This window comes from Vibrio sp. Vb0667 (assembly GCF_033391095.1).
The window spans coordinates 13,899-39,245 of the sequence record NZ_JAWPOL010000020.1 but is presented as its reverse complement, the minus strand read 5'-3'; the positions used below and the strand labels follow the sequence as shown (position 1 = coordinate 39,245).

The 25,347-nt window shown below is 45.0% G+C and carries 23 protein-coding genes; 12 read left to right on the top strand and 11 right to left on the bottom strand.

What is annotated here, in order from left to right; genetic code table 11:
- Window positions 1-96 precede the first annotated feature (96 nt).
- Together R8269_RS16720 and R8269_RS16715 are read left to right on the top strand one after the other, a co-directional pair.
- Complete coding sequence (locus R8269_RS16720) at window positions 97-1,002, top strand: manganese-dependent inorganic pyrophosphatase (protein ID WP_017634678.1); 906 nt, start codon at window positions 97-99, stop codon at window positions 1,000-1,002.
- A gap of 68 nt (window positions 1,003-1,070) precedes the next feature.
- Window positions 1,071-1,460 carry a DUF2750 domain-containing protein gene (locus R8269_RS16715; protein WP_005378129.1) on the top strand — a complete coding sequence of 130 codons (390 nt, stop codon included), beginning with the start codon at window positions 1,071-1,073 and terminating at the stop codon, window positions 1,458-1,460.
- Between the two features lie 82 nt (window positions 1,461-1,542).
- Here R8269_RS16715 and R8269_RS16710 read toward each other — a convergent pair whose 3' ends face one another.
- From R8269_RS16710 to pspF, 6 genes are all read right to left on the bottom strand, one after another.
- A complete protein-coding gene (locus R8269_RS16710) occupies window positions 1,543-2,334 on the bottom strand; it encodes an ATP-binding cassette domain-containing protein (RefSeq protein ID WP_005393308.1) in 792 nt (263 codons plus the stop codon).
- The gene (locus R8269_RS16705; protein ID WP_005378126.1) at window positions 2,331-3,326 is read right to left on the bottom strand and encodes an oligopeptide/dipeptide ABC transporter ATP-binding protein; all 996 of its coding nucleotides are present in this window, start codon (window positions 3,324-3,326) and stop codon (window positions 2,331-2,333) included. Before R8269_RS16705 ends, R8269_RS16710 begins: the two co-directional genes overlap by 4 nt.
- Window positions 3,326-4,213 (bottom strand): ABC transporter permease subunit, encoded by an 888-nt coding sequence (locus R8269_RS16700; RefSeq protein ID WP_005378123.1) that lies wholly within the window; start codon window positions 4,211-4,213, stop codon window positions 3,326-3,328. The genes R8269_RS16705 and R8269_RS16700 overlap by 1 nt, the downstream gene beginning before the upstream one ends.
- Window positions 4,200-5,162 (bottom strand): ABC transporter permease, encoded by a 963-nt coding sequence (locus R8269_RS16695; RefSeq protein WP_005378122.1) that lies wholly within the window; start codon window positions 5,160-5,162, stop codon window positions 4,200-4,202. The genes R8269_RS16700 and R8269_RS16695 overlap by 14 nt, the downstream gene beginning before the upstream one ends.
- Entirely contained in the window at window positions 5,162-6,781 is a 1,620-nt protein-coding gene (gene sapA / locus R8269_RS16690) for an ABC transporter substrate-binding protein SapA (protein ID WP_033905101.1), read from the bottom strand. The genes R8269_RS16695 and sapA overlap by 1 nt, the downstream gene beginning before the upstream one ends.
- Before the next feature lie 205 nt (window positions 6,782-6,986).
- Entirely contained in the window at window positions 6,987-7,994 is a 1,008-nt protein-coding gene (gene pspF / locus R8269_RS16685) for a phage shock protein operon transcriptional activator (protein ID WP_017820869.1), read from the bottom strand.
- A 232-nt stretch (window positions 7,995-8,226) separates the two neighbouring features.
- Here pspF and pspA point away from each other — a divergent pair, with 232 nt between their 5' ends.
- The 7 genes from pspA (at window position 8,227) to R8269_RS16650 (ending at window position 15,566) form a co-directional block, all read left to right on the top strand.
- On the top strand, window positions 8,227-8,898 hold the full coding sequence (gene pspA, locus R8269_RS16680) for a phage shock protein PspA (protein ID WP_005378119.1): 672 nt from the start codon (window positions 8,227-8,229) through the stop codon (window positions 8,896-8,898).
- 14 nt (window positions 8,899-8,912) lie between these two features.
- The gene (gene pspB, locus R8269_RS16675) at window positions 8,913-9,146 is read left to right on the top strand and encodes an envelope stress response membrane protein PspB (RefSeq protein ID WP_005378117.1); all 234 of its coding nucleotides are present in this window, start codon (window positions 8,913-8,915) and stop codon (window positions 9,144-9,146) included.
- Window positions 9,139-9,528 (top strand): envelope stress response membrane protein PspC, encoded by a 390-nt coding sequence (gene pspC / locus R8269_RS16670; RefSeq protein ID WP_017634673.1) that lies wholly within the window; start codon window positions 9,139-9,141, stop codon window positions 9,526-9,528. Before pspB ends, pspC begins: the two co-directional genes overlap by 8 nt.
- A gap of 161 nt (window positions 9,529-9,689) precedes the next feature.
- On the top strand, window positions 9,690-10,721 hold the full coding sequence (locus R8269_RS16665) for an efflux RND transporter periplasmic adaptor subunit (protein WP_005378114.1): 1,032 nt from the start codon (window positions 9,690-9,692) through the stop codon (window positions 10,719-10,721).
- A 1-nt stretch (window position 10,722) separates the two neighbouring features.
- Window positions 10,723-11,820: an efflux RND transporter periplasmic adaptor subunit gene (locus R8269_RS16660; RefSeq protein ID WP_005378112.1), complete on the top strand. Its 1,098-nt coding sequence runs from the start codon at window positions 10,723-10,725 to the stop codon at window positions 11,818-11,820.
- A complete protein-coding gene (vmeI, locus tag R8269_RS16655) occupies window positions 11,817-14,927 on the top strand; it encodes an efflux RND transporter permease subunit VmeI (protein WP_017634672.1) in 3,111 nt (1,036 codons plus the stop codon). Before R8269_RS16660 ends, vmeI begins: the two co-directional genes overlap by 4 nt.
- A gap of 72 nt (window positions 14,928-14,999) precedes the next feature.
- Window positions 15,000-15,566: a DNA-3-methyladenine glycosylase I gene (locus tag R8269_RS16650; protein WP_017634671.1), complete on the top strand. Its 567-nt coding sequence runs from the start codon at window positions 15,000-15,002 to the stop codon at window positions 15,564-15,566.
- Window positions 15,567-15,590: 24 nt separating this feature from the next.
- Here R8269_RS16650 and R8269_RS16645 read toward each other — a convergent pair whose 3' ends face one another.
- From R8269_RS16645 to cls, 4 genes are all read right to left on the bottom strand, one after another.
- The gene (locus R8269_RS16645) at window positions 15,591-16,451 is read right to left on the bottom strand and encodes a lipase secretion chaperone (protein ID WP_047100759.1); all 861 of its coding nucleotides are present in this window, start codon (window positions 16,449-16,451) and stop codon (window positions 15,591-15,593) included.
- Between the two features lie 12 nt (window positions 16,452-16,463).
- On the bottom strand, window positions 16,464-17,369 hold the full coding sequence (locus R8269_RS16640; RefSeq protein WP_005378107.1) for an esterase/lipase family protein: 906 nt from the start codon (window positions 17,367-17,369) through the stop codon (window positions 16,464-16,466).
- A 248-nt stretch (window positions 17,370-17,617) separates the two neighbouring features.
- Window positions 17,618-18,823, bottom strand: coding sequence for a cystathionine beta-lyase (locus R8269_RS16635; RefSeq protein ID WP_186584336.1), 1,206 nt, complete (start codon window positions 18,821-18,823; stop codon window positions 17,618-17,620).
- 211 nt (window positions 18,824-19,034) lie between these two features.
- Window positions 19,035-20,489, bottom strand: coding sequence for a cardiolipin synthase (cls, locus tag R8269_RS16630; RefSeq protein ID WP_017820861.1), 1,455 nt, complete (start codon window positions 20,487-20,489; stop codon window positions 19,035-19,037).
- A gap of 430 nt (window positions 20,490-20,919) precedes the next feature.
- Between cls and R8269_RS16625 the strand changes: the two genes are divergently transcribed.
- From R8269_RS16625 to R8269_RS16615, 3 genes are all read left to right on the top strand, one after another.
- Window positions 20,920-22,290 (top strand): sodium-dependent transporter, encoded by a 1,371-nt coding sequence (locus R8269_RS16625; RefSeq protein WP_042522154.1) that lies wholly within the window; start codon window positions 20,920-20,922, stop codon window positions 22,288-22,290.
- Window positions 22,291-22,372: 82 nt separating this feature from the next.
- Window positions 22,373-23,065 (top strand): TIGR01621 family pseudouridine synthase, encoded by a 693-nt coding sequence (locus R8269_RS16620; protein WP_054574035.1) that lies wholly within the window; start codon window positions 22,373-22,375, stop codon window positions 23,063-23,065.
- 31 nt (window positions 23,066-23,096) lie between these two features.
- Window positions 23,097-24,038 carry a class I SAM-dependent methyltransferase gene (locus R8269_RS16615; RefSeq protein ID WP_054574036.1) on the top strand — a complete coding sequence of 314 codons (942 nt, stop codon included), beginning with the start codon at window positions 23,097-23,099 and terminating at the stop codon, window positions 24,036-24,038.
- A 213-nt stretch (window positions 24,039-24,251) separates the two neighbouring features.
- Here the strand turns inward: R8269_RS16615 and R8269_RS16610 are convergent, their stop codons facing one another.
- Window positions 24,252-25,307: a hybrid-cluster NAD(P)-dependent oxidoreductase gene (locus tag R8269_RS16610; RefSeq protein ID WP_104978993.1), complete on the bottom strand. Its 1,056-nt coding sequence runs from the start codon at window positions 25,305-25,307 to the stop codon at window positions 24,252-24,254.
- Between the last annotated feature and the right edge of the window lie 40 nt (window positions 25,308-25,347).

The following is a 25,347-nucleotide window of genomic DNA, read 5'->3' as shown; positions in this document are numbered from 1 at the left end:
TCTCTGAAATCAGGTAAAGTATCGGCCTTTGTGAGCAAACACGCCCTAATTAACTGTATTAGGCGGCGTATAAAATTGACTTGAATAGGAAGAAACATGATTCTAGTTGTAGGTCATAAGAACCCAGACAGTGACAGTATTTGTAGTGCACTCGTTGCAACTGAACTTCTAAAAGCGCGTGGCGTTGAAGCTATGCCAATTCGCCAAGGCGAAATCAACCGTGAAACTCAGCACATCCTAGAAGTTGCTGGCGCTGAAGTTCCTGAGCTTCGCACATCAGTTGCGGGTGAGACCGTTTGGCTAGTAGATTACTCAGATCTAGCACAAGCACCAGACGATATCGCAGAAGCTGAAATTGCGGGTATTGTTGACCACCACCGTCTAGGTGACGTGATGACAGTAAACCCAATGGAAGCATGGATCTGGCCTGTTGGTTGTACCAACACTGTTCTATTCAACATGTTCAAGATTGAAGGTCACGCGATTACTCCACAAATTGCTAAGCTAATGATGTCAGCAATTCTATCTGACACAGTAGGTTTTGCTTCTCCAACTTGTACACAAAAAGACAAAGATGCCGTTGCTGAACTAGCGGCAATCGCAGACGTACAAGATGTTGACGCGTTCACTAAAGATCTTCTAATTGCTAAAACAAACATCGAAGGTCTATCAGCGGCTGAGCTTGTTGAGAAAGACCTTAAAGGTTACCCATTCAACGGTCGTGACGTAGTGGTTGGGCAAGTTGAACTTGCAACTCTTGAGCAAGTTGACGGTATGATCGAAGCACTAGAAGCAGACCTAGAATCTCGTTGTGAGAAAGATAACCTAGCGTTCGCTGCTGTAATGCTAACAGACATCACGACTGCTCAAACTCGTCTTCTATACAAAGGTGAGTGGGCTGAGAAGCTTGTTAAGCACGAAAAAGACGGCATGCTAATGATGGAAAACACGCTAAGTCGTAAGAAGCAAGGTTGGCCTTGGCTTCAAACTGAGCTAGCTTAATTTTCTAGCATATACTTTAAATGCCCGCCTAGCTGCGGGCATTTTTCTATGGGAAATAGGAGACGAATATGTCTGAGCAACTGACCCAAGAGCAGATGGATACCATTAATCGCTACAACGAAGAGCAACGTTTAAAGTACTGCGTAAAAGAGATTGTGGCGAATCGTAAGGTTTGGATTCTGAAAGACGAACATGGCTGTGTCATGTTAAATACAGAAGATGATGATTGTGTACCAGTATGGCCAAACGAAGAGTTCGCTTTGCAATGGGCGAATGGTGATTGGGAAGATTGCGAGCCAGAAGCGATCTCTCTAAACAAGTGGCACAGCCGTTGGACCTCTGGTCTAGAGGATGACGAGCTATCGATTGTTGTATTCCCAAATCAAAATGAAGAAGGGGTCGTATTGTTTCCTGACGAGTTTGATTTTGAACTGCGCAAACAAGCGAGCCGCCGTTAGTTTTTTGATTAGTACCCATGCAATAAAGAAGCCTGCGTTAAAGCAGGCTTCTTTACATTTGCACGATTACATCTTTGATAAGCTATTTTGTTTGATGGCTTGGCGCTTTGTAAAAGTGGCTTTCGACTAATCGTTGAGTAATAGGATGCTCGGGATGAGTCAGTACTTGGTTGGTCTCGCCAAACTCGACCACTTCACCTTCATGCATCACCATCACTTTATCAGTAATATGCTTAACAATGCCAATATGCTGAGACACGTACACAAATGACAATCCCATCTCTTCTTGCAACTCGAGGAATAAGTTAATGATCTGCGAGCGCATTGCCATATCCAAACCGTTTAACGCCTCATCAGCGACAATGATGGAAGGTTGAAGAATAAGTGCACGAGCCAAACATACGCGCTGTTTTTGACCGGCAGCTAGCATTTGTGGATAAAAATAGGCGTGCTCAGGCAGCAATCCTACGCGGAGCAAGGTGTTCTTTACACGCTGCATGCGCGCATCTGGCGGCATGTTGGTATTTCGCTTTAGCGGACCTTCTAAAATACGACCAATCTGGATACGTGGGTTTAACGATGTGTTTGGATCTTGGAAAATCATGCGGATGAGCTTGCAGCGTGTCGCGTAATCTTTGTGCTCCAATCGTTCGCCATTCACACGGATCTCTCCGGAGCTTGGTTCAACAACGCCAGCAAGCATACGAGCTAGTGTGGATTTTCCTGACCCGTTTTGACCAATAAAACCAATAGTTTGTCCTGGCTCTAAAGTAAAGCTTACCGGTTTAACTGCCTCATTAACCTGACGTTTGAACAGACGGGAGCGCGTAACAAATTGCTTCGATAAATTATCGACTTCAAGTAACGCACTCATGACTTTTTCTCCGTGTTCAATGGAAAGTGGCAGTTAAATTTATGATTCTTAATTCGTCTGGTGTGTGGAATTTCTACACATTGTTTCTGCGCATATGGGCAACGTGGTCCGAGGCGACAACCGATAGGCAGATGCTGCAATGGCGGAATCGAGCCCGGTAGGGATTGGAGTTTTTGCTTGTGTGGTACCCAATCATTAAAGTCAGGCATCGCTTTAAGCAAGGCATCGGTGTACGGGTGCTTGGGTGCCGCAATGATTTTACTGGTATCGGCAGACTCCACCGACTGACCACAATACATTACCGTAATACGTCCTGCCCACTGTGTTATGGTCGCTAAGTCGTGGCCGATAAGCAAAATGGTTGTGTTATTAAGTTGGTTCATGCGGCTCAACAGACGCAAAATTTGCGATTGAGTAATCGGGTCTAAGTCGTTGGTTGGCTCATCTGCGATCAGCAACTTTGGTTTGGTCGCTATCGCCATGGCAATCATGACTTTTTGACACTCACCATCAGTCAGTTCATAAGGGTAGCTACCCATTAAACGCTTGTGATCTTTAATACCCACTTTATGCAAAAGCGCGATGGCCTGTTTTTTACGCCATTTAAATCGCTCCCACCATTTCCCTTCAAATGCGCGAGATGGAATGGATTCAATCAATTGACGCCCGACTTCCTCTGAAGGGTCAAGACAAGTTGAAGGCTCTTGGAAAATCATCGCAATATCACGAGCAATGACGCGCCGACGCTCTTTTGGTGTAAGCTGAAGCAAGTCAATATTGCCAAGGCGCATACGGTCTGCGGTGATGCGCCAGTTATCTTTACTTACCCCGACAATCGCTTTTGCAACTAAGCTTTTCCCTGAACCAGACTCACCTACAAGACCACGAATTTCGCCTTCGTTCAAAGTTAGGCTCATTCGGTCAACGGCTTTGACCAACCCTTGAGGTGTTTCGATCTCAATGGTCAAATGTCGAATATCTAACAACGGCATTATTCGATCCCCGCATTAAGCGCTTGACGTACACCTTCACCTACTAAGTTTAGGGTAATAACAGTAAACATGATGGTCAGGCCGGGTAGGGTCACTGTCCAAGGTGCAATATAAATAAGCTCGACAGAGTCACCTAATATTGCTCCCCACTCGGTGCTTGGTGCCTGTGCGCCTAGGCCAAGAAAACCCAGTGCCGTAATATCTAAAATCGCAGCAGAGAGCGCGAGTGTGATTTCAGCGGCAATGACCGTCAGAATGTTAGGAAGAATTGAACTCCACAGTAAGTAGAAATCATTAGCGCCATCAAGGCGTGCTGCCATTATGTAGTCTTTTTCAACTTCGGTGTGGACTGCTATATAAACGGAGCGAATAAAACGCGGAATCAAAGCCAAGCAGATTGCGAGTAAAATATTGAACCCACCAAAGCCTAGAAATGCCACAAAAATGATTGCTAATAAGAGCGACGGGATCGACATGACGGTATCGAGCAAGTGGTTGAGAGTACTCGACAGTAAGCCTTTCGTCATACCTGCCAATACGCCAATTAAACAGCCTACAACGGCAGCAATTGCGGTGATGGCGACAGCAGCGCCAAATGTCAGCTGAGAGCCCATAATCAGGCGCGAAAGAATATCTCTACCTAAGTCATCGGTCCCCAAAAAGTAATCAACCGTTCCTGCTGGGGCCCATGATGGCGGCACAAGCAACTCACCTGACTGTGCTTGGGCGTCAAATGGTGCAAGTAGGGGGGCAAAAATGGTAATAAGGACGATAAACACCAAGCACCACAAGCCAAACATGGCTAGTCCGTTGGCGCGGTAGCTTCGCCAAAAACGCTCAAACTGTGTTGGAATACGCTCTTCCTGATAAACGTTATTTGTTAGCATACCATTCCTTTCGAACTAAAGGGTTAATCATCGCGCCAATCAAATCCGAGAGTATGTTAGCGGTAAGAACCAAAGTCGCAAGTACCATCACGCCAGCTTGGATAGATGCATAGTCTTGGCTTGCTAGCGCATCTAAAAGCCAACGACCAATACCTGGCCAGTTAAAAATAGACTCCGTGATGATAGCTAAGGTAATCATACTCGAAAGTTGAACACCAACTTTGGGAATGATAGGCGGTATCGCATTCCGCAATACATGTTGAGTTACGATTTCGCGGTTAGAAAGACCTTTGATTCTCGCTGCACGGATGTAGTTTTGGCTCATCACTTCCGCTACCGAGGAACGCATTAGTCCGACAACCTGGGTGGTTGGAGCCAAAGCGAGCACCAAACATGGCAGCACCATATGCTCAATAACGCTTTGCAGTGCATGAGCGCGGTATTCGCCTTTCGCCATGAATGCGTCGATAATGGCAAACCCGGTTACATGATCAATTTCGTAAAGTAAATCATACCGTCCCGCAACGGGAAAGAGTTGGTATTCCAATGAAAAGACCATGATAAGTAACAGAGCAACCCAAAAGATTGGGGCGGAATAACCAGACATTGACATGAATGAAATGCTGGTATCGAGCCATTTACCTTGCTTCATCCCAGCCACGGTTCCAAGTGGAATGCCGATCAAAAGGGACACCAAAAAGGCAAAGAAACACAATTCCAAAGTGGCTGGGAATACAACGGCGAGCTCGTCGTAAATCGCATTGCCGTTTTTACTTATGCCAAAATCGAGTTGAGAAAGGTTGATCAAGTAAGTTTGCCAGCCAGACCAAAAATCAACGTTTGCCCAGTGCGAGAGAGGGTCAAGGCGCAGCAGAGAAAAACCCACTAATGTAAGGATCATCAAAGTGATGATAAATAGGTTAAAGCGTCGAACGGTATACCAAAACATCAGTGAATTCTCTCAACTCTATCAAACGGTTGGGCATTGAAAGGGCTTGATTTGAAGCCTGTCAGCGATTTGTCGTGCACACGGAACTGCACGCCATGCGCCAGAGGAATAACCGGGAACTCTTGATTCAAAATGTTCTGTGCTTGGCGATATAGGTTCAAACGGTAACGCGGTTCTTGAGTTTCTAAAGCCAAATCGAGCAAGAAATCGAAGTCATCGTTACACCACATGGACACGTTAAGGCCAACGCGGTCAGACTCGCAAGATAATAAAGGGCGGAAAAAGTTGTCAGGATCCCCGGTATCACCAATCCAACCAGTTAAAAGTAAATCGATATCGTTGATGTTCTCCAAATCCACACGTTCAAACCTATCATCGGTAAGTAGCGTTAATTTAACCCCAATATCGGCAAAATTCGCTTGGATTAGCTCTGCGGTCTTGCGAGGGCTTGGGTTAAAAGCACGTGGTTCAAGTGGTACCCACATGGTCAATTCTAGGCCGTCTTCGTAGCCTGCATCTCGAAGTAGTGCCAATGCATAATTCCGGTCATAACGAATTTTTACGCTGTCTTTTTGATAAGCCCATGAATTAGGTGGTAGCAAGGTATAAGCTTGGGAGCCAGTTCCGTAGTAAACCGAATCTAAAATATTTTGACGGTTGATCGCTAAGTTAAGAGCTTGGCGAACTCGAGCATCACTCAGCGCGGTGGTTTCTGTGTTTATCGCAATAAAGGAAACGTTGTTAGCTGGTGTAGCCGTCAGCTCAAGGTTGTCATTTTCTTGAATGACAGGTATTTGGCTCGAAATAGGTGAAGAGAGTACGTCACACTCGTTTCTTAAAAGTTTAGCTAATGTACCCGTCCCTCTGTGAGAGATATCGAACACCACTTGTTCCATTTTTGCTGGTGACTTCCAGTAATTTGAATGACGCTCTAATCGAATCAAGTCGTTCACTTGGTACTCTTTTAATTGATAAGGGCCGGTACCGATAGGAAGTTGGTCGATTTCTTCTTTATGATCTTTTGCTGCCAATTGCTGTCCATACTCCGCAGACAAGATAACCGCATGGCTGGTGGCAATATTGGCCAAGAAAGAAAAGTTTGGCTGAGATAACGTAAACCTTACCGTATACTCATCTATTGCAACCACGTCTTGGAGTAGGTTTTGAAAATCTAACCCTGCAAACCATGGATAAAAACCACCACCTACTTGGTGAAAAGGATGGTCTACATCGATGATTCGCTTGAAGCTAAATACCACATCTTTTGCATTCAATGGGCGAGTGGGTGTGAACCAAGGTGTGGTTTGGAATTTAACACCACGTTTAAGCTTAAACGTGTATTCCGTCCCTGATTCATTTACTGACCAACTCTCGGCGATGCTTGCCACGGGCTGATGTGATTTAGGATCGAGCGTGAGCAGCGTATCGTACAGCTGCGGGCTCAGAGCCTCTGCGGTAATACCGCTATCAATAAGCTGAGGGTTAAACGTGGTCGGCTTACCTTGTCCGCAAAACACAAAGCCAGCTTTGCGAATATCATTGTGGTCAATTTCATCGCCACAAGCGGTCAGTAGGCTAATCCCAATAAGGCTCAGCGATAATCTTATAAAAGCATTCATAATATGAAATGTTCATTGGATCTTGCTCGTTTCGTTTGATCTTACTCTTTCAAAGCTAACAAGCGAAAATGATCTCGCTAATTTATCACCTTTGTGAACTCGCTCCAAACATAAAATCCATACACTGTAAGGTGTTATGCCATAAATGCATGCGAATTAGAGCGCAGTCACGAGCTCGTGTATTGATTGAGTACTCTCGGTCAAGTTAGCTTTGTCCGACCAAACCATATTTTCTAACCATCCCTCGTAATTGGTGATAGCTCAAGCCAAGTAGCTCGGCTGCTTGTCGTTGATTAAACTTGGCTTCTTCCAATGCACGATTGAGTAAATGGATATCTTGTTCCTCTTGCCATTGTTTATAGTCTAGAGGGAATTGGATGGTGTTGCTTGATGCTTCCTCTTCTTGTTGTTCTGCTTGTTTTGCACTATGGCCAAGCGCGCTGTGCCAAACCGTTTCAAAAGGATTGAAAACCAGTTCATCAATTGGGTGAGCATTCAGACCATGTTGGTAAATCGCACGTTCAATCACGTTTTTTAGTTCGCGGACGTTACCGGGCCATTCATATTCAATAAGCGACTGCTGCGCTTTTGGGGTAAAACCGACAAAGTATTCCAGTTGCAGTTCACGACACATTTTCATCGCGTAGTGCTCTGCTAAAGAGAGAATGTCTTCTTTGCGCTCGCGAAGAGGCGGTAACATAATGACATCGAAGGCTAGCCTGTCGAGCAGATCTGCACGAAAATCACCTTGCTCTGCCAATTTTGGTAGGTCGGCATTGGTTGCACAAACAAGTCGAACATCCGCATTGAGAGCGGTATGACCGCCAACTCGCTCATATTCACCATATTCGATGACGCGTAATAGCTTTTCTTGAACTAAAAGTGGTGCGGTCGCCAGCTCGTCAAGAAACAAAGTACCGCCCTCGGCACGCTCGAAACGCCCTTTATGCTTACCTTTAGAGCCTGTGAAGGAGCCGGATTCATGTCCAAACAATTCGGAATCTATTAGCCCTTCGCTTAATGTCGCACAGTTGAGTGATAGTAGTGGTTTATCCCAACGTCTTGATAAATAATGCAAACGCTGAGCGATGAGTTCTTTACCCGTACCTCGTTCACCAATGATGAGGACAGGGCGCTCAATGGGTGCAAGTTGTGATACTTTATCTAGTACAGCGAGAAAAGCAGGTGATTCACCAATCAGGTTTTGCTTCATAAAGTCCTTCTTATTTAACAGCCGAGCCATGATTTAGAGATAGAGTTGGTAAATTTCACCAACAGTTGGTGAAAAACATCATAGCACAATAGTGTGTAACGACAACAAAATGAATAACACTCTGATTTAAAAGAAAATTATAAGTTGGCACGTTACTTGTTATATATTCAGGGAGACACAAGGTTAATCACCACCTTGTCGAGTTTTAATAGGAAAAAAGAGGAGTTCCGTTATGGGTATTTTTTCTCGATTTGCAGATATCGTTAACTCAAACATCAGTGCATTACTGGACAAGGCGGAAGATCCTGAAAAAATGATCCGTCTTATCATTCAAGAAATGGAAGACACACTTGTTGAAGTGCGTACTAACTCGGCTAAAGCGATTGCAGACAAGAAAGAGTTGGCTCGTAAGGTTGAAACGTTAGAAGAGCAAATTGGCGAATGGGGCCAAAAAGCGAGCTTAGCATTAGTTAAAGAGCGTGAAGATCTAGCTCGTGCAGCGTTAATTGAAAAGCAAAAGCTAGAGCAAGTGATTAAAGGCCTCCACACTGAGCAAACCTTAGTGGAAGAAACGATCGATAAGCTTACTGGCGAGATTGGTAAGTTGGAAAGCAAAATTGCTGAAACGCGCGCAAAACAGCAAGCACTAGCAATTCGTAACCAAACTGCATCTAACCGTCGTGATGTGCAAAAACACCTGCACACTAGCCGTACTAATGAAGCGATGGCGAAATTCGAGCAATACTCACGTAAAGTGGATGAAATGGAAGCGGAAGCAGACCTGTATGCTCAAACCGGTAATGCTAAATCGCTAGAACAAGAGTTTGCAGAGTTGCAGGCACAAGACGAAATTGAAAAAGAGTTGGCAAAACTGAAAGAACAGATGTCATCGAAAGATAAATAAGAAAGGAGCCATTTATGTCGGCATTTTTTATAGCAGGACCAGTGATTGTCTTTTTAATCTTTGTCGCTCCACTATGGCTCTTCTTACACTATCGCAGCAAACGCAAAACAGATAGTGCACTGTCGAGCCAGGATTTAGAGCGCCTTCAGGTACTATCTGAAAAAGCAGAAGCGATGCAGTCCCGAGTTGATACATTGGAGCGCATCTTGGATGCTGAGTCACCAACATGGAGACGCAAGTATGAATAATCGAGAACTGTATCGTGATCCAGTAAATGGCAAAATCTCCGGTGTTTGCGCCGGTATTGCCAACTACTTTGGTGCAGAAGTTTGGTTGATTCGTATTGTAGTGATTTCTGCAGCGCTGTTAGGTGGTACGTTTTTGGTATTGTTAGCGTACGTCGCGATGGCGTTTATGTTAGAAAAGCAACCAGTAACGTATTCTGAAAATATCAGAGCGCAGCAAGAGCATACGCTCAAAAGTAAGCCTTGGCAGAAAGGGCAAAGCCCTGATCAACTGCTCAGTGTGTTGGAAAGGGATTTTGACCGTCTTGATGGCAAAATTCGTAACATGGAAGCTTATGTTACGTCTGATACATATAGGGTGAACAGAGAATTCAGTAAACTTTAGGCATTTTGTATCCAAAGAAGATTTAACTGAAGCAGGCATAAAGCCTGCTTTTTTATCACAAATTACTAATTTTAAAGCACTATTAATCTTTTCTGCTCTGGAAGTTCGTTCAAAATTCATCTACTTTAAAAATAATCCCCCAATTTTTATGGATGAATGTAATGAGAAAATTGCTCATTCCTATTGCCATCTCGGCTGTCTTGTCGGGGTGCGGTAAAGAACTTCCTCCTGTTCCTGAACCTGAATCGCGCCCTGCGAAGCTATTTACAGTATCTGTTGGCAATGCCCAGTTTGAGCGACATTTTCCTGCCACGACGGAAGCTGGCGATAGAGCAGTACTGACATTTCGAGTTCCTGGGCTTCTTCAAACGATAGAAGTGAATGAAGGTCAAGTCGTCAGTAAAGGTGATGTTTTGGCGTCATTAAACCCAGATGAATATTCTCTGCTCGAACAGCAAGCTCGGGCAAATTTTTTGCTCGCAGATGTGCAATACAAGCGATACCAAAAGCTACGTAAAGACCAAGTAGTATCTGAGCAAGATTTTGATGAGGCAAAAGCGAACCACAACTCGGCAAAAGCTCAATGGAATCAAGCAAAGGCAAACTTAAGGTATACCAAACTTGTCGCGCCATATGATGGAACTATTTCGTACATTCCAGCAGAAAACCATGAATATGTTGCCGCGAAAGAAGGGGTGATGAATATTCAGTCCAACCAACTCCTCAAAGTGATATTCCAAATCCCAGACTATCTTCTAAATCGTTACACGCAGGGGAGCGATGTCTCTGCCAGAATGATATTTGATGCGTTCCCCGAGCGAGCCTTTGACTTAACCTTTCAGGAAATCGATACAGAAGCCGACCCTAAAACGGGCAGTTACAAAGTCACGATGGTCATGGAGCGGCCAGCAGAAATTGGCCTTTTGCCGGGAATGTCTGGCAATGCTTACCTCCTGTCCAAAAGTGCAGGAGCGACAAAGATTCCTAACTCCGCGTTGCTAGAAGAAAACGGCAAAACATACGTTTGGCGTGTCGATGAGCAAGGCATTGTATCCAAAGCCGCAATTGAGATGAATGACAAAAATCAAGTGTTAGCCGGGCTTAACGATGGCGACCAAATCATTATCTCGGGTGTCAGTGTAATTGAACCCGGAATTAAGGTAAGAGCGTGGATTAAGGAAAGAGGGTTGTAATATGAAAGGAATCATCTCTCTAGCGACTTTACTTTCAACGCTTTTTCTCGTTGGCTGTGGGGATAAGGCGCCAGAAAAAGAGCTCGAAACGCCACGAGTTAGAGTTACGTCATTAGCGGGAAACAAGGTGGATGACAACTTGTACTTCCCTGCGGTTGCGAATGCAGCGGATCGCTCTCATTTGAGCTTCAGAGTGGCAGGAGAAGTCAGCCGCATCATGGTAAAAGAGGGCGACAAAGTCACGAAGGGTGATGTTATTGCAACGCTAGATCCCACTGACTATGAGTTGGATGTAGATAATGCGAGTGCGCGTTTTTCTGTTGTCGACAGTCAGTATCGCCGCTCACGCCCTTTGGTTGATAAAGGCCTATTAGCTAAGTCTCAGTTTGATGAAATTGCAGCACAACGACAAATCGCCTTAGCTGAGCTTCAGTTAGCCAAACTTCGTCTATCATTTACTGCCTTAAAAGCGCCCGTGGATGGGATTATTTCGCGAGTTAATATCGACCAATTCGAAAATGTTCAAGTCGGACAGCATATCGTTAATATTCACAGCTTGGAGCGAGTCGAAGTGTTGATTCAGCTTCCTGACCGCCTCTATGTGAACCAACCGCCAACGGAAGAAAGGCTTACCGCGATCAAAGCATTAGTGCGCGTGCCCAGTGGTAACGAATATAACGCGACGGTAAAAGAATTTACAACCGAACCCGACCCAACAACAGGTACGTTTACTGTCACACTGTCGCTTCCTATGCCGGAAGAAGAGTACATCCTAGATGGTATGGCTGTTGAGGTAACTTCTAAAGACGAGAATGTTGGGCTTGATCTCAACCTAGGAATTAATGTTCCTATCGAAGCCATTTTTAATGCGGATGGTGACGAGCTGGGGCGCGAAAACAAATTTGTTTGGGTACTGAATGACGACAATACGGTATCGCGCAAACAGGTGCGAGCAGGTAAGGCATCTAAAACGTCCATTCAAATCCTTGATGGTCTCATGCTCAAAGACAAAGTCGTGATTGCCGGTGTTTCTCGATTAAGGGATGGCATGAAAGTGGAAGTGATACAGGAAATGGCTACGCAGGAGGCCGGTCTATGAGCGATCTTAATAAATCAGTGCCTCAAAGTGATGATGATGTGACCGGTATTGCTGCGTACTTCATCCGAAATCGCGTCATCAGTTGGATGGTCGCACTGATATTTTTGATTGGTGGTATCGCCGCATTCTTTGGTTTAGGGCGTCTTGAGGACCCTGCTTTTACTATTAAAGATGCGATGGTAGTGACCTCTTACCCTGGTGCGACACCGCAACAAGTCGAAGAAGAAGTGACGTACCCAATCGAAAAAGCGATTCAGCAGCTTACTTATGTTGATGAAGTAAATTCGATTTCTAGCCGGGGATTATCTCAAATCACGGTCACGATGAAGAACAATTATGGCCCTGATGATCTACCACAAATTTGGGATGAGTTGCGCCGTAAAGTGAACGACCTTAAAGGGACGTTGCCTCCAGGTGTGAATGAACCTCAAGTGATCGATGATTTTGGTGATGTTTACGGGATTTTGTTAGCGGTGACTGGCGACGGTTATAGCTATAAAGAGCTACTGGATTACGTCGATTACTTACGCCGAGAGCTCGAACTGGTTGATGGCGTGAGTAAAGTTTCGGTATCCGGGCAACAGCAAGAGCAAGTTTTCATCGAAGTATCGATGAAAAAGCTGAGCAGTATAGGTCTTGCTCCGGATACCGTGTTTAATCTTCTTTCGACGCAAAACGTGGTTTCTGACGCAGGGGCGATCAGAATTGGTGACGAGTACATCAGAATTCAGCCGACTGGCGAGTTCCAGAGTGTGGAGGAGCTGGGTGATTTGTTGATTACTGAGTCGGGCGCTCAGGGGCTCATTTTCTTGAAAGATGTGGCGGAAATAAAACGCGGGTATGTAGAAGTACCGAGTAATGTTATTAATTTTAACGGCAGCCTTGCACTGAACGTGGGTGTTTCTTTTGCTGAAGGCGTCAATGTGGTTGAAGTCGGAAAAGCGTTTGATCATCGCCTTGCCGAGCTAAAGTACCAACAACCTGTCGGTATCGAAATCTCGGAAATTTACAGTCAGCCTAAAGAGGTGGATAAATCGGTTAGCGGTTTTGTTGTCAGCTTGGCTCAAGCTGTCGGTATCGTCATTATCGTACTTCTGTTCTTTATGGGGCTACGTTCTGGGCTACTAATCGGTTTAATCTTGCTGCTGACGGTGCTGGGTACGTTCATTTTCATGAAGTATCTCGCGATAGATTTGCAGCGGATTTCATTAGGTGCCTTGGTTATCGCGTTAGGTATGCTGGTGGACAATGCAATCGTCGTGGTTGAGGGGATTTTGATTGGTACGCAAAAAGGGCGAACTCGACTCCAAGCAGCGACCGACATTGTTACCCAAACAAAGTGGCCATTACTTGGGGCAACTGTGATTGCGGTAACTGCATTTGCGCCAATTGGACTGTCTGAAGACTCGACGGGCGAATACTGTGGCACTTTATTTACGGTTCTGCTGATCTCTTTAATGTTGAGCTGGTTTACCGCTATCTCGTTGACACCATTCTTTGCTGACATCTTCTTTAAAGGCCAGAAGATTAAACAAGGTGAAGGGGAAGAAAATGATCCATATAACGGGGTTATTTTCGTTATTTATAAAAAGTTTCTTCAGTTTTGTATGCGTCGTGCTTGGTTTACCGTTGTGGTGCTGATTGCGGGATTAGCGGCAAGTGTTTACGGGTTCACCTTTGTGAAGCAAGCGTTTTTCCCATCTTCGACAACGCCGATTTTTCAGTTAGATGTATGGATGCCAGAAGGAACTGATATTCGAGCAACCAACACAACGCTTAAAGAGTTAGAAAGTTGGTTAGCTAAGCAAGAGCATGTTGACCATATCACGACGACCGCGGGTAAAGGCTTACAGCGCTTCATGTTAACGTACGCGCCAGAGAAAAGTTATGCGGCTTATGGTGAGATAACCACTCGTATGGAAAATTACGAAGCGTTGAAACCATTAATGGCGAAGTTTCGAGAGTATTTAAAAGCCAACTACCCAGAAATCAATTACAAGCTCAAACAGATTGAGTTAGGCCCTGGTGGTGGTGCAAAAATTGAAGCTCGCATTATTGGCTCAGATCCAACCGTCCTTCGTACGATAGCCGCTCAGGTCAAGGACATCATGTACGCCGACCCTCAGGCAACAAATATCAGGCATGATTGGCGTGAACGAACCCAAGTTCTTGAACCTCAGTTTAACGAGAGTCAGGCACGTCGCTATGGCATTACCAAATCAGATGTCGATGACTTCTTGTCCATGTCATTCTCTGGAATGACGATAGGCCTTTACCGAGACGGCACGACGCTCATGCCTATCGTGGCTCGTTTACCTGAAGATGAACGTATTGATATTCGTAACATTGAAGGCATGAAAATATGGAGTCCAGCACAGAGTGAGTTTATCCCACTTCAACAAGTCACAATGGGTTACGACATGCGTTGGGAGGATCCTATCATCGTACGTAAGAACCGTAAGCGTATGCTCACTGTGATGGCAGACCCTGATATTCTAGGTGAAGAAACCGCATCGACATTGCAAAAACGCTTACAGCCCCAAATCGAAGCGATTCAATTACCACCAGGTTATTCCTTAGAGTGGGGTGGTGAATACGAATCTTCAGGTGATGCTCAAGAGTCACTGTTTACTACTATGCCAATGGGGTACTTGTTCATGTTCTTGATCACTGTATTCCTATTTAACTCTATCAAAGAGCCACTCATTGTTTGGCTTACCGTACCGCTGGCGTTAATTGGCGTCACCACTGGTTTGTTGGCACTCAACACGCCGTTTGGTTTTATGGCATTGCTCGGCTTCTTAAGCTTATCGGGAATGGTGCTCAAAAATGGCATCGTATTACTGGACCAAATTGAAATTGAAATGAAGTCCGGTAAAGAGGCTTATGACGCGGTCGTTGATGCTGCGGTAAGTCGCGTCCGTCCCGTTTGTATGGCTGCTATCACGACGATCCTTGGTATGATCCCACTGTTGCCAGATATTTTCTTCAAACCAATGGCGGTTACGATTATGTTTGGTTTGGGTTTTGCGACAGTCCTGACACTGATTGTCGTGCCAGTGTTGTATCGTTTGTTCCATAAAGTGGCAGTACCGAAACAGGCTTAGTGCTACTGATATAACGATGAAAAATATCGCGCCTCTAGCTCATCAGTTAGAGGCGCTTTTTAAGGAAGAATAATGACAGAACAAAAAACGTGTGCGTGGGCGATGAATCACCCATTAGAGCGCGAATATCATGATTCCGAATGGGGCGTGCCAGTATATGACGACCAAGTCCTGTTTGAATTTATTACTTTGGAAGGTGCGCAAGCTGGTCTTAGTTGGATCACCATCCTTAAAAAGCGCGAAGGGTACAGAGAAGCGTTCGAGAATTACGATCTAGATGCGTTGGAACAAAGAAATGAAGAACGCGCTGAATACATCGTGGAAAACTTCGATGTTGTAAGGCATCGCGGAAAGATTAACTCGGTTTTCAGTAATGCCAAAGCGGCCAAAGCGTTAATTGCTGAATACGGAAGTTTATCAGACGCGTTGTGGCAGTTCGTGGACGGCGAACCAATCATTAATCAATGGCAACATATGAGTGACGTGCCAGTTTCGACAGAGCAATCCAAAGCCATGAGTAAATTCCTAAAAAAGAAAGGCTTCAAGTTTGTCGGTGAAACCATCTGTTATGCTTTCATGCAAGCCGTCGGCATGGTGGATGACCATATCGTTGGATGTCCTAAAAAGCAGAATAAGTAACGTTTGGCTATTAAGCTAATGTTGTTAGTTCTGGCTATCATGAATACGTTCCAAAGCTTCGATTCGACGCCATTGAGTGGCATCGAAGCTTTGTTTTCTTAAAGCAATGATTTCTGCCTGTTTTTCGTCTTGCCCTAGAAAATCTCTATTCAGAATATTTTGACGCTGCTTTAAGTAAGTGGCGAGTTGAGTCTCAAATGATTCTCTTTGCTCATCAAGTTTTTGCAGCCTCTGCGCTCCGGCATCTCCTACCAGAGCAACACGGGCGATGTACTTGTCTTGTGAATCAAGCTGAGAAGCTTGCTCGAGCTGCTTTGCTAATGCGTTATTGCGTTCACTTTCTCGTATGTAATCCGGTTGTTCTGATAACGCTTGATTGAGAAGGTGTTCTTGACTCTCGATATCCGATGCCTGTGTTTTAATCGTCAGCTTTTCTAAAGCAAGTTGGCGAAGTCGGTTTTCTTCGTCAAACAATTGGGTTATCTGCGCCTCGCTAAAGTATTGAAGCTGTAAGTTCAGTATTGCTTCATTCAGCATGGTTAACTGTTCAAGCGTTAGGTGATTGTGCTCAAAAGGCTCTAATGCAGAGAGTGCTTGCTTGTAGGAAAGGTAGGTTTGAAAAAGTTTGGCATCAATATTCAGAGTTTGCTTTGCTAAAGTGTCATCATTGACTTCCGCTTTGATCGTATCGAGATCTTCTTCGCCCAGCCGGCTAAGAGAATATTCGAAGAAATCTTTTGGGGAAGAGACATCGGCGGCTATATCTTGCTGAGATGGCGAATGGTTAGAGGTTATCTCTTGTTGTTTGTCGCTTTGCAACAGAGAAAGCGCTCCCACGCCAAATATCGAGAGCAGGATAAAAGTGGTGAGAGCGACTTTCTTCATTGTGATGACCTCTTATAAACCTTGAAGTTTGAGACGATTTGCATGTTGGCGATAAAGCGTGACTGGATCGGTTTCAAAAAGATGATGAATACCGAGTAGACCGTTAATTTCATCCAAATGGTTCATTTGATAATCATCACGTATGACTTTGCCTAAATGTGTGCTGCACGCACCAACTAAGCCATCATTCGGCCCATCAAAGGCTAAGCCAAGTACCATCATGGCAGCGTCAGTCGGATCGAAAACGTTTGTAAAAGTGGATGATCCGGTCCATGAGTAGTAATAAACGCCATTTGAAGCTAGCAAGTCGCCATTACCACATTCACTGGTAGGGACTCCCTCTGGGTAGTGCTGGTTAAACGCCAATGATCCTTCCGTGGTCAAGGCTGCTAATGAGGCTAAAGGGTCTTGGTCGAGATCAGAACCACCTGATAGAAGATTAATAAGAGTGGTTAAACCTTGCGCCAGTTTTACCGCGAGCTGCTCACTCCCCGAACCCTCAGATACGGTGCCACGAACTAAATCGGCTACTTTAGACCCTTTATTAACGCCTCCTATACTCGTAACTGATGCGACTAGGTCAGGACGGACAGAGGCAACATAGCGCGTTGTTGGACCACCATGACTGTGACCAATGAGATTGACTTTCTCTGCGCCTGTAGCTGCAAGTAAGGTTTCTACTTGAGCAAGCAGTTGCTCCCCTCGAACTTCGCTGCTATTGGTCGCGGATACCTGTGCAACATAAACTTTAGCACCATCTTTTGTTAAGGAATGTGGTATTCCGAAAAAGTAATCAACGCCTGCCAGGGTATCAAAACCAAACAAACCGTGAACCAGAACAATCGGATACTTGGTTTGGGTATAACCTGTTGCAGCGTATACGGAGGTTATTGGGACGGTAACTAAGGTAAAAAGCATTAGCGCTATAAATTTGAGTTTCAAAACTATCTCCTTGTGGTATGACCTCTTATGAATGATAAAAAGTAGGAGAGAAACTCTAAATTTGAAAAGCCTATTTATGGCACATTATTTCATTCTGTGACTGCTCAATTGAAAAACAACACAAATGATTAACATTAATTAATGGTTCGGGCGAATGTTAGTTAATTCTAATTAAGTCAGAGGGTTATAAAAACGCCCCGCAATGCAGGGCGATTCAATCATTGTTATAGAGAGGCTTCTTTTTCAAGCATTAAGGCATTACAACGCGCAAAACCAGCCTCTAAATCAGCGATCAAGTCATTTACGTCTTCTAAGCCAATATGAATACGAACCAAAGTACCTTCAAAGTGTGGGTGAGCTACGGTTCTCAGGCTGTTAAAGCTCTTAGGTTCGTTAGCTAGAATGAGGCTTTCATAACCGCCCCAAGAGTAACCCATACTGAAGTGTTTCATACCATCAAGCAGAGCCGTCGTCGCTTTTGGATAAGACGTTTTGAGAACAAATGAAAACAAGCCGTTTCCACCTGTGAAGTCTCGTTTGAAAAACTCATGGCCAGGGCTTGTTTCTAAAGCTGGATGGCGGACATGATCAACTTCTGGGCGAGAAGCGAGCCACTGAGCGACTTTTAAACTGCTTTCTGCGTGCTGTCTTAGGCGAACATCCAACGTGCGAATACCTCGAAGACCTAGGTATGCGTCGTCAGGAGAAACGCACTGACCCATCAGGTAGCTTTGTTCACGAAGCTGATCCCAATACTTTTCAGAAGCCACAGCAGTACCTAGCATGACATCTGAATGTCCAACAATATACTTAGTTGCCGCTTGAATGGAAATGTCTACGCCATGCTCGAAAGGAGAGAAGTTCACGCCTGCTCCCCATGTGTTGTCAAGCATCACGATGATATCTTGCTCGTGGGCAATGCGCGCTAATGTAGGTACATCTTGGACTTCCATGGTTATTGAACCAGGAGACTCCAAGAAAAGGACTTTGGTATTCGGCTGAATCAAGTCTCGGATACCTTCACCGATCATTGGGTCATAATAGGTGGTTTCGATGCCCATTTTCTTCATTATGGTGTTACAAAAGTCACGAGTTGGTTCGTAACAAGTGTCCACCATTAGAATGTGATCGCCAGTTTCAACGAAAGAGAGGATGGCGTTTGAAATTGCTGCCGTTCCACAAGGGTAAAGCGCGCAACCAGCTCCACCTTCAATCTCAACCATTGCGTCTTGGAAAGCAAAGTGCGTGTTGGTGCCTCGGCGACCATAAAACAATGTTTTGTTTGCACGATTAATGGTGGCTTGGTTCTTTTCTGCAACGGTATTGAATACCACGGTTGAAGCGCGTTGAACGGGTGGGTTTACAACACCATTTGTCCACTTTTTATCGCGGCCAGCGGTAATGAGTTTGGTTTTTTTTCCCTCTGACATAAAAGTTCCCTGTCTTAAATATTGCGGTTTTGAATATTTAAAACATGGACGACGTAGGTTATGCAAGGGAAAAGTCAACTATCAGCCAATAACAGCCAAGATGAACAGGTAATGATGTCGAGAGGTATCGTGTAGATAGGGAGCTAAAAGAACAAACCTCCAGCAGGATGCATGTTGCGCTGGAGGTTTTTTAGCCTGTGTATTTGAGGTATTAGAGGAGTGGGTTGAAGAGATAGAACACTCGCTCTAAGAACCGAGAAAATAGGCTCCTTTTCTCCCATTCTTCCAATACAACAGTGTGAGATTGCTTAATATAGCTATCTTGTAACCAAGACATTTGCTTGGTGAACTCTTCGTCATCAACGGCGAGGGTCACTTCGAAGTTCAGCCACAAGCTGCGCATATCCATGTTTACGGTGCCAACTAAACAGAATTGGTCGTCAATTACGACAGATTTTGTATGCAGCAAACCACCATAAAACTCATAAATCTTGACCCCTGCACTCAAGAGCTCACTATAAAAAGCGCGTGACGCCCATTGCACCATCATAGAGTCATTTTTATGGGGAATAATGAGTTCAACGTTAATGCCTCGTTGTGCTGTCATCTTTAACGTTTCGAGTAAATCAGCATTGGGCACGAAATATGGTGTTGTGATTCGTACCGAGCGATTGGCTTGGTTTATTGCCAATGTTAATACTTGATAGATCAGATATTCCGGCATACCTGGGCCAGAAGGCACAACCTGAATAGGGTGTTGGAATTCACTCTCATCGATCTTGCATTCAGGTAGTCTTGGTAAATGACGTTCGCCAGTTTCGACTTCCCAATCCCAACAGTGGATGGCACTCAATACGTTTACCGTTGGTCCTGTAATGCGAACCATGATATCCACCCAATGCCCAACGCCACTATTTTGCTTGAAGTAAGCCGGGTCAACCAAGTTCATTGAACCTGTATAAGCAATTTCATCATCAATTACGATGATCTTGCGATGTTGGCGAAGATCAAGACGACGTAAGAAAATACGCCACATCTTCACTTCTAGCGCTTGAATAACTTCAATTCCAGCATCCTGCATCATTCGATACCAAGGACTTCTGAAAAAACGCGGGCTACCTGCTGAATCGAGCAATAGTTTGACATCTACGCCGCGTTTAGCCGCTTGGATAAGTGCAGAAGCGACAGAGTCAGCCAAACCACCCGGATGCCAAATGTAGAATACCATTCGAATACTGCTCTGCGCGTTTTCGATGTCTTCAATAATGGAATGCAAAATCTCATTAGGTGACTGTTGCAGCGACAATGTATTACCGCTCAATGCGGGAAGACCAAGGCGGTTGTTACAAAGTTCATCAATTCGGTAGATGTGCCTTCCCATCGTTTCTGGGTTGTGCGCGTTACAGTCGTTAAGCTGACTGAACCACTTCTCGAATGGTGTAAACATCTCTTTCGCACGTTCGGCTCGTTTTCTGCCTAAGTTCAGTTCACCGAAGAGGAAATAACATGCGACACCCAGAACGGGAAGGATATAAATGATCATTAGCCAAGCTAAAGACACGCTCACTGCACGGCGCTTTAAAACGACACGAATGGTCACACCTGCGACCAGTAACCAATATAGCCCGATGCCAGCTAAAGTAAGAAAGTGATAAAACTTGTCCATATACGCTCAGAGTAATATGCCCTTCTAGGATATTAAGCATAAAAGTGGGTTGGGGGAATAGATTTCCCATTTAGACGTGGGATTGACCTTATATGAGGAACGAATTTCATAACAGCTGATTCTGTTATTTTAATGTGAAAAATAAGGTCATTCTTTAACTTTTGAACAAAAAAGCAGCATTTAACCTGCGTAACTCGACACTTGTGCGATAAATGTACTTTTTTGGGGTTCCAATTTTAAAGGGGAGCTGCTTTACTTTCTAGACATAGTGCGTCGAACGCTTATTTTATAAGTGTACAATAATTTTTACATAAACTTTTTAGACGCCTATCTCTATGCATACACAACAAACTAATTTTGGAGAAAAAGCGTGGCTACAACTAATACAGCAGCACCACGTGATACGTGGGGGTCTAAACTAGGCTTCGTAATGGCAGCAGCGGGTTCCGCTGTCGGTTTAGGCAATATATGGAAATTCCCTTACACAGCAGGTGAGAGTGGCGGCGGTGCATTCGTTGCTATCTATCTTATCTTTGTAATTTTTATCGGCTTTAGCGTGATGCTGACAGAGTTCGCTATTGGTCGTAAGACAGGTCTTTCTGCCGTAGGTGCATTCAAAACAACTGACCGACGCTGGACGTTTACTGGCGTTATGGGAGTCTTCAGTGGTCTTTTGATCATGGGCTTCTACCCTGTGGTTGGTGGTTGGGCATTGGCCTACATCTTTAAAGTGGGTGGTGGTCTACTCAGCGCGCCAGAAGCAATTGGCGACAGCTTTGGCGGTTTCATCTCAGATCCGATTCAACCTTTAATGTGGATGGGTGTTTACCTGTTCCTTAACGTCATGATTGTGATGAAAGGGATTTCGGGTGGTATTGAGAAAGCCGGTAAGGTTCTGATGCCGCTTCTGTTCTTAATCCTAATCGTTGTTTCTGTTAAAGGCTTGATGCTGCCAGGTGCAATGGCTGGCCTTGAGTTCTTATTCATGCCGGACTTTTCTAAAGTCGACAGCAACGTGGTTCTTGCTGCACTAGGACAAGCGTTCTTCTCACTTAGCTTAGGTATGGGTTGTATGATGACGTACGGTTCTTACCTGAAAAAGAAAGAGAACCTAGTTCAAACAACCGGTATGGTTACAGCGATGGATACTGGTGTCGCGATTCTTGCTGGTGTTGCTATGTTCCCAGCAATGTTTGCCTTTGGCATGGAGCCTGCGGCAGGCCCTGGTCTTGTATTCGTTGTCGTTCCTCAGCTATTTGCTGAAATGGGCGGTGTGATTGGGTTGCTATTCGCGTTGTTATTTTTCATCGGTTTGACGGTGGCGGCATTAACTTCTTCAGTATCACTATTGGAAGTTGTCGTGTCTTACCTAATTGACGAGAAAGGCATGAAGCGCTCTAACGCAGTTCTGTCTGCAAGTGCAGTTATGGCGGCATTATGTATTTTTGCGTCACTATCGTTAGGTGGAATGGGACCAACGCTGTTTGGTACCGGTGCCTTTGATATCTTCGACTTGCTAACGGACAAAATCTTCTTAGCGGTTGGTGGTATGTTGGTTTGTATCTTTGCAGGATGGCGCCTAAGCCGTGCTGAGCTAGAAAAAGAGATCACTAATGACGGCGAAGTATCCTTCCCGCTATTTGGATTGTGGTACAACCTAGTTAAATACCTGATTCCTGTTGCGATTGCTATTGTTGCCTTCATGGGGATTAAGTCTGGCTTTGATAGTGGCAAAGGTGAAATCATGCTGCTGGGTATCGCAATCATTGGTCTTGCTGGCATTTTCTCGAAGAAGCTTTAGCAAATACCTTGGGGGCAAGCCTCGATAGCTTTGTCCGATAACTTATGTATACTGCTGGCTCCAAACGTGGAGCCAGTTTTTTATGTTCGATATTCTACATACCCATCCCGATTTTCTGATCATCAATAAGCATCCCAACGTCTCTGTTCATAAAGACGATGGCGACACAATGCTGCTGCAAGAAGTGGCTAAGCAGAGTGGTGATCAGCAGCTCTATCTTATCCATCGCTTGGATAAAATGACATCGGGTATTCTGCTCCTCGGACGCAACGCCAAAGCGGCCAGTGCGTTATCGCAAGCTTTTGCTGACCGCCAAGTGGAAAAGTTCTATCTGGCGATTGGCTCTAAAAAGCCGAAAAAGAAACAAGGTTTGGTCGTTGGTGATATGGAGCGTTCGCGCCGTTCATCATGGAAGCTGGTCAACAGCAAAAATAACCCAGCCGTCACCCAGTTTTTCTCTCTTGCGGCAGAGCCCGGAGAGCGCCTATTTTTATGTAAGCCACACACTGGTAAAACGCATCAAATCCGCGTGGCATTAAAATCGGTTGGCTCAGGTATTGTTGGCGACCCGATTTACAATGCAGGCAATGAGGCTGATCGCGGTTATCTGCATGCATTTTCACTTTGCTTCCAATACCGAGATGAGCAATATCGCTTTGTTTGCGACCCACGAGAATACCAAGTGCTGGGTAACAAATGGCACAGTGAAATCGTCTCTCAGGGTTTGGATACTTGGCTTTCCCCTTGGGAACTGAACTGGCCTACGATCAAATAACCGTCACAAAGAAAACTAATAAGAGAACTCGATGCAAGCATCACAACTTCCGCTGTTTTTTCAGCATCTAGAAACCGAGCTCGCGCAAGCTCCGAACGAAATTCGTCGACTGTTTCATGGTCGTGGCCGTCGTTTTGAGGGCTTAGAGCAAATTACCTGTGATTGGTTACAAGGTCAGTTGATCATCAACTTGTTTAAAGAAGTCGACGACGCGTTTCTCGCTGAGCTGAAAAGCGGCCTCAATGCGTTGGCACTATCACCACTGTGGGCAGACAAGCAAGGTCGTACTATGGTTCTTCAGCACCGTTATGCCGATGGTGCGCCTTCAGAAGTGCTTGTCGGTGAATTAGACGCTCGCCCTGTCGTTGAAGAAAGCGGTTTGAAATACCAATTGGATATTGGCCGCAACCAAAACTTCGGTCTGTTTTTGGACATGCGCTACGGTCGTGATTGGGTACGGGAAAATGCGAAGCATAAAAACGTGCTTAACTTGTTTGCTTACACGTGTGGCTTTTCTGTCGCTGCCATTGCGGGTGGCGCAGATAAAGTGGTTAACGTCGACATGGCAAAAGCGTCGCTGTCTAAAGGTCGTGAGAACCACAAGCTAAATGGTCATAACATCAACCAGGTAAGCTTTATGGGGCACGATATCTTTAAATCGTGGGGTAAGATTAAGAAATCTGGTCAGTATGACTTGATTATCATCGATCCGCCTTCGTTCCAGAAAGGCAGCTTTGCGCTGACTAAAGATTACAAAAAGATTTTACGTCGATTGCCGGATTTGTTGGCAGAAGGCGGTCAAGTGATGGCATGTGTGAACTCACCATCTGTGACAAGCGACTTCTTGATTGAAAGCATGAAAGAAGAAGCGCCAGAGTTGACATTCCGTGAGCGCCTGGATAACCCACCAGAGTTTATGGACGTAGACAGCGAAGCAGCATTGAAAGTGTTGCTGTTTAGCGAGAAGCAATGACGACGAAACGAAAGTTGTACTTATCTATAATACCAGCCGTTTGAGTACGGCTGGCATCTCCGCGATACCCCGTCAATCTGAATAGCGAGACGCGAGTGTGATTCAGAGTCTATTATCAGAGTGAGTTATTCCTAACACGCTGATATTAGATTCCTGGCCTCGCCTAGGCTCGTCGGAATGACGGGAAACAATAAAAGATCGATACCAGCAGCATTAACCGATCTGCACTTCAAGATCCGCTTCGATGATTGATGAGCAGGCGAGCACATAGCCTTGTTCAATTTCTTCTGGCGTCAATGTTTCTAGGCTGGTGGAAGAAACGTTGCCTTTACGAACCTTGCATTTGCACGAGCCACAAATTCCGCTTCGACAAGCGACGATTAATGGTAAACCTGCGCCTTCGAGCACATCGGCCAGTACCTGACCTTTTTGCGCATCGATGCTTTGAGCAAAATCAGGAACAAAAACGTTAACCGTCTCATCGGAGACCGATGTTTCTGCGCCAGTTGCTGGCGTAAAACTCTCTTGGTAGAAGTTCGTCATGTCAAAACCAAGGTCATTCAAATAGCCGTGAACATCTTGCATGAACTGACTTGGACCACACAGGTAAACGGTGCGCTGTTTGAAATCAGGAACAAGCTCTTTAAGCCAGTCGGCATTCAAACGACCTTGTGGGTGTGACGTTCCTTCGCGGTTTTTAAGCAACAGCTTTAAATGGAAGTTGGGATACACAGCGTCGAACGTTTCTAGCTGATCGTAGTAAATCGTCTCTTCTGGGCTGCGTGCGATATGAAGAAATGCGATGTCCACATCGTTGTCGTTTTCATCTTGCTCACTCAGCCAGTGTTTTGCCATCGAAAATACGGGCGTGACGCCGCAACCTGCACTGATAAGCAAGGCTTTTGTTTCGCCATCACGTAAAACGGGTGGATGGTCAATGCAGTTAAATTCGCCCGTTGGTGGTAATGCTTGAACGGTATCACCGAGCAGCAGCGAGTCAACGATGTAGTTCGATACTTTACCGCCAGATACTCGTTTGATGGTGAGTTGAAGGTGATCGTCTTCATTGATCGAGCTGATTGAATAGGCACGAAACTCCATTTTTCCATCAATTTCGACGCCCAAGTTAATAAACTGGCCAGGCTTAAACTGAAACAGAAGTGATTCGGTTAGTTCGGCCAATTTGATGCTGACGGTGTCGTGTGTTTCGAAGTATTTGTCGATGCAACGGAGTGTGACGGGTTGGTTACCTTGCCATTCAAAAAACATAACAATCTCTTTGGTTGTGGCTATTTTTAGTTCGAAATAG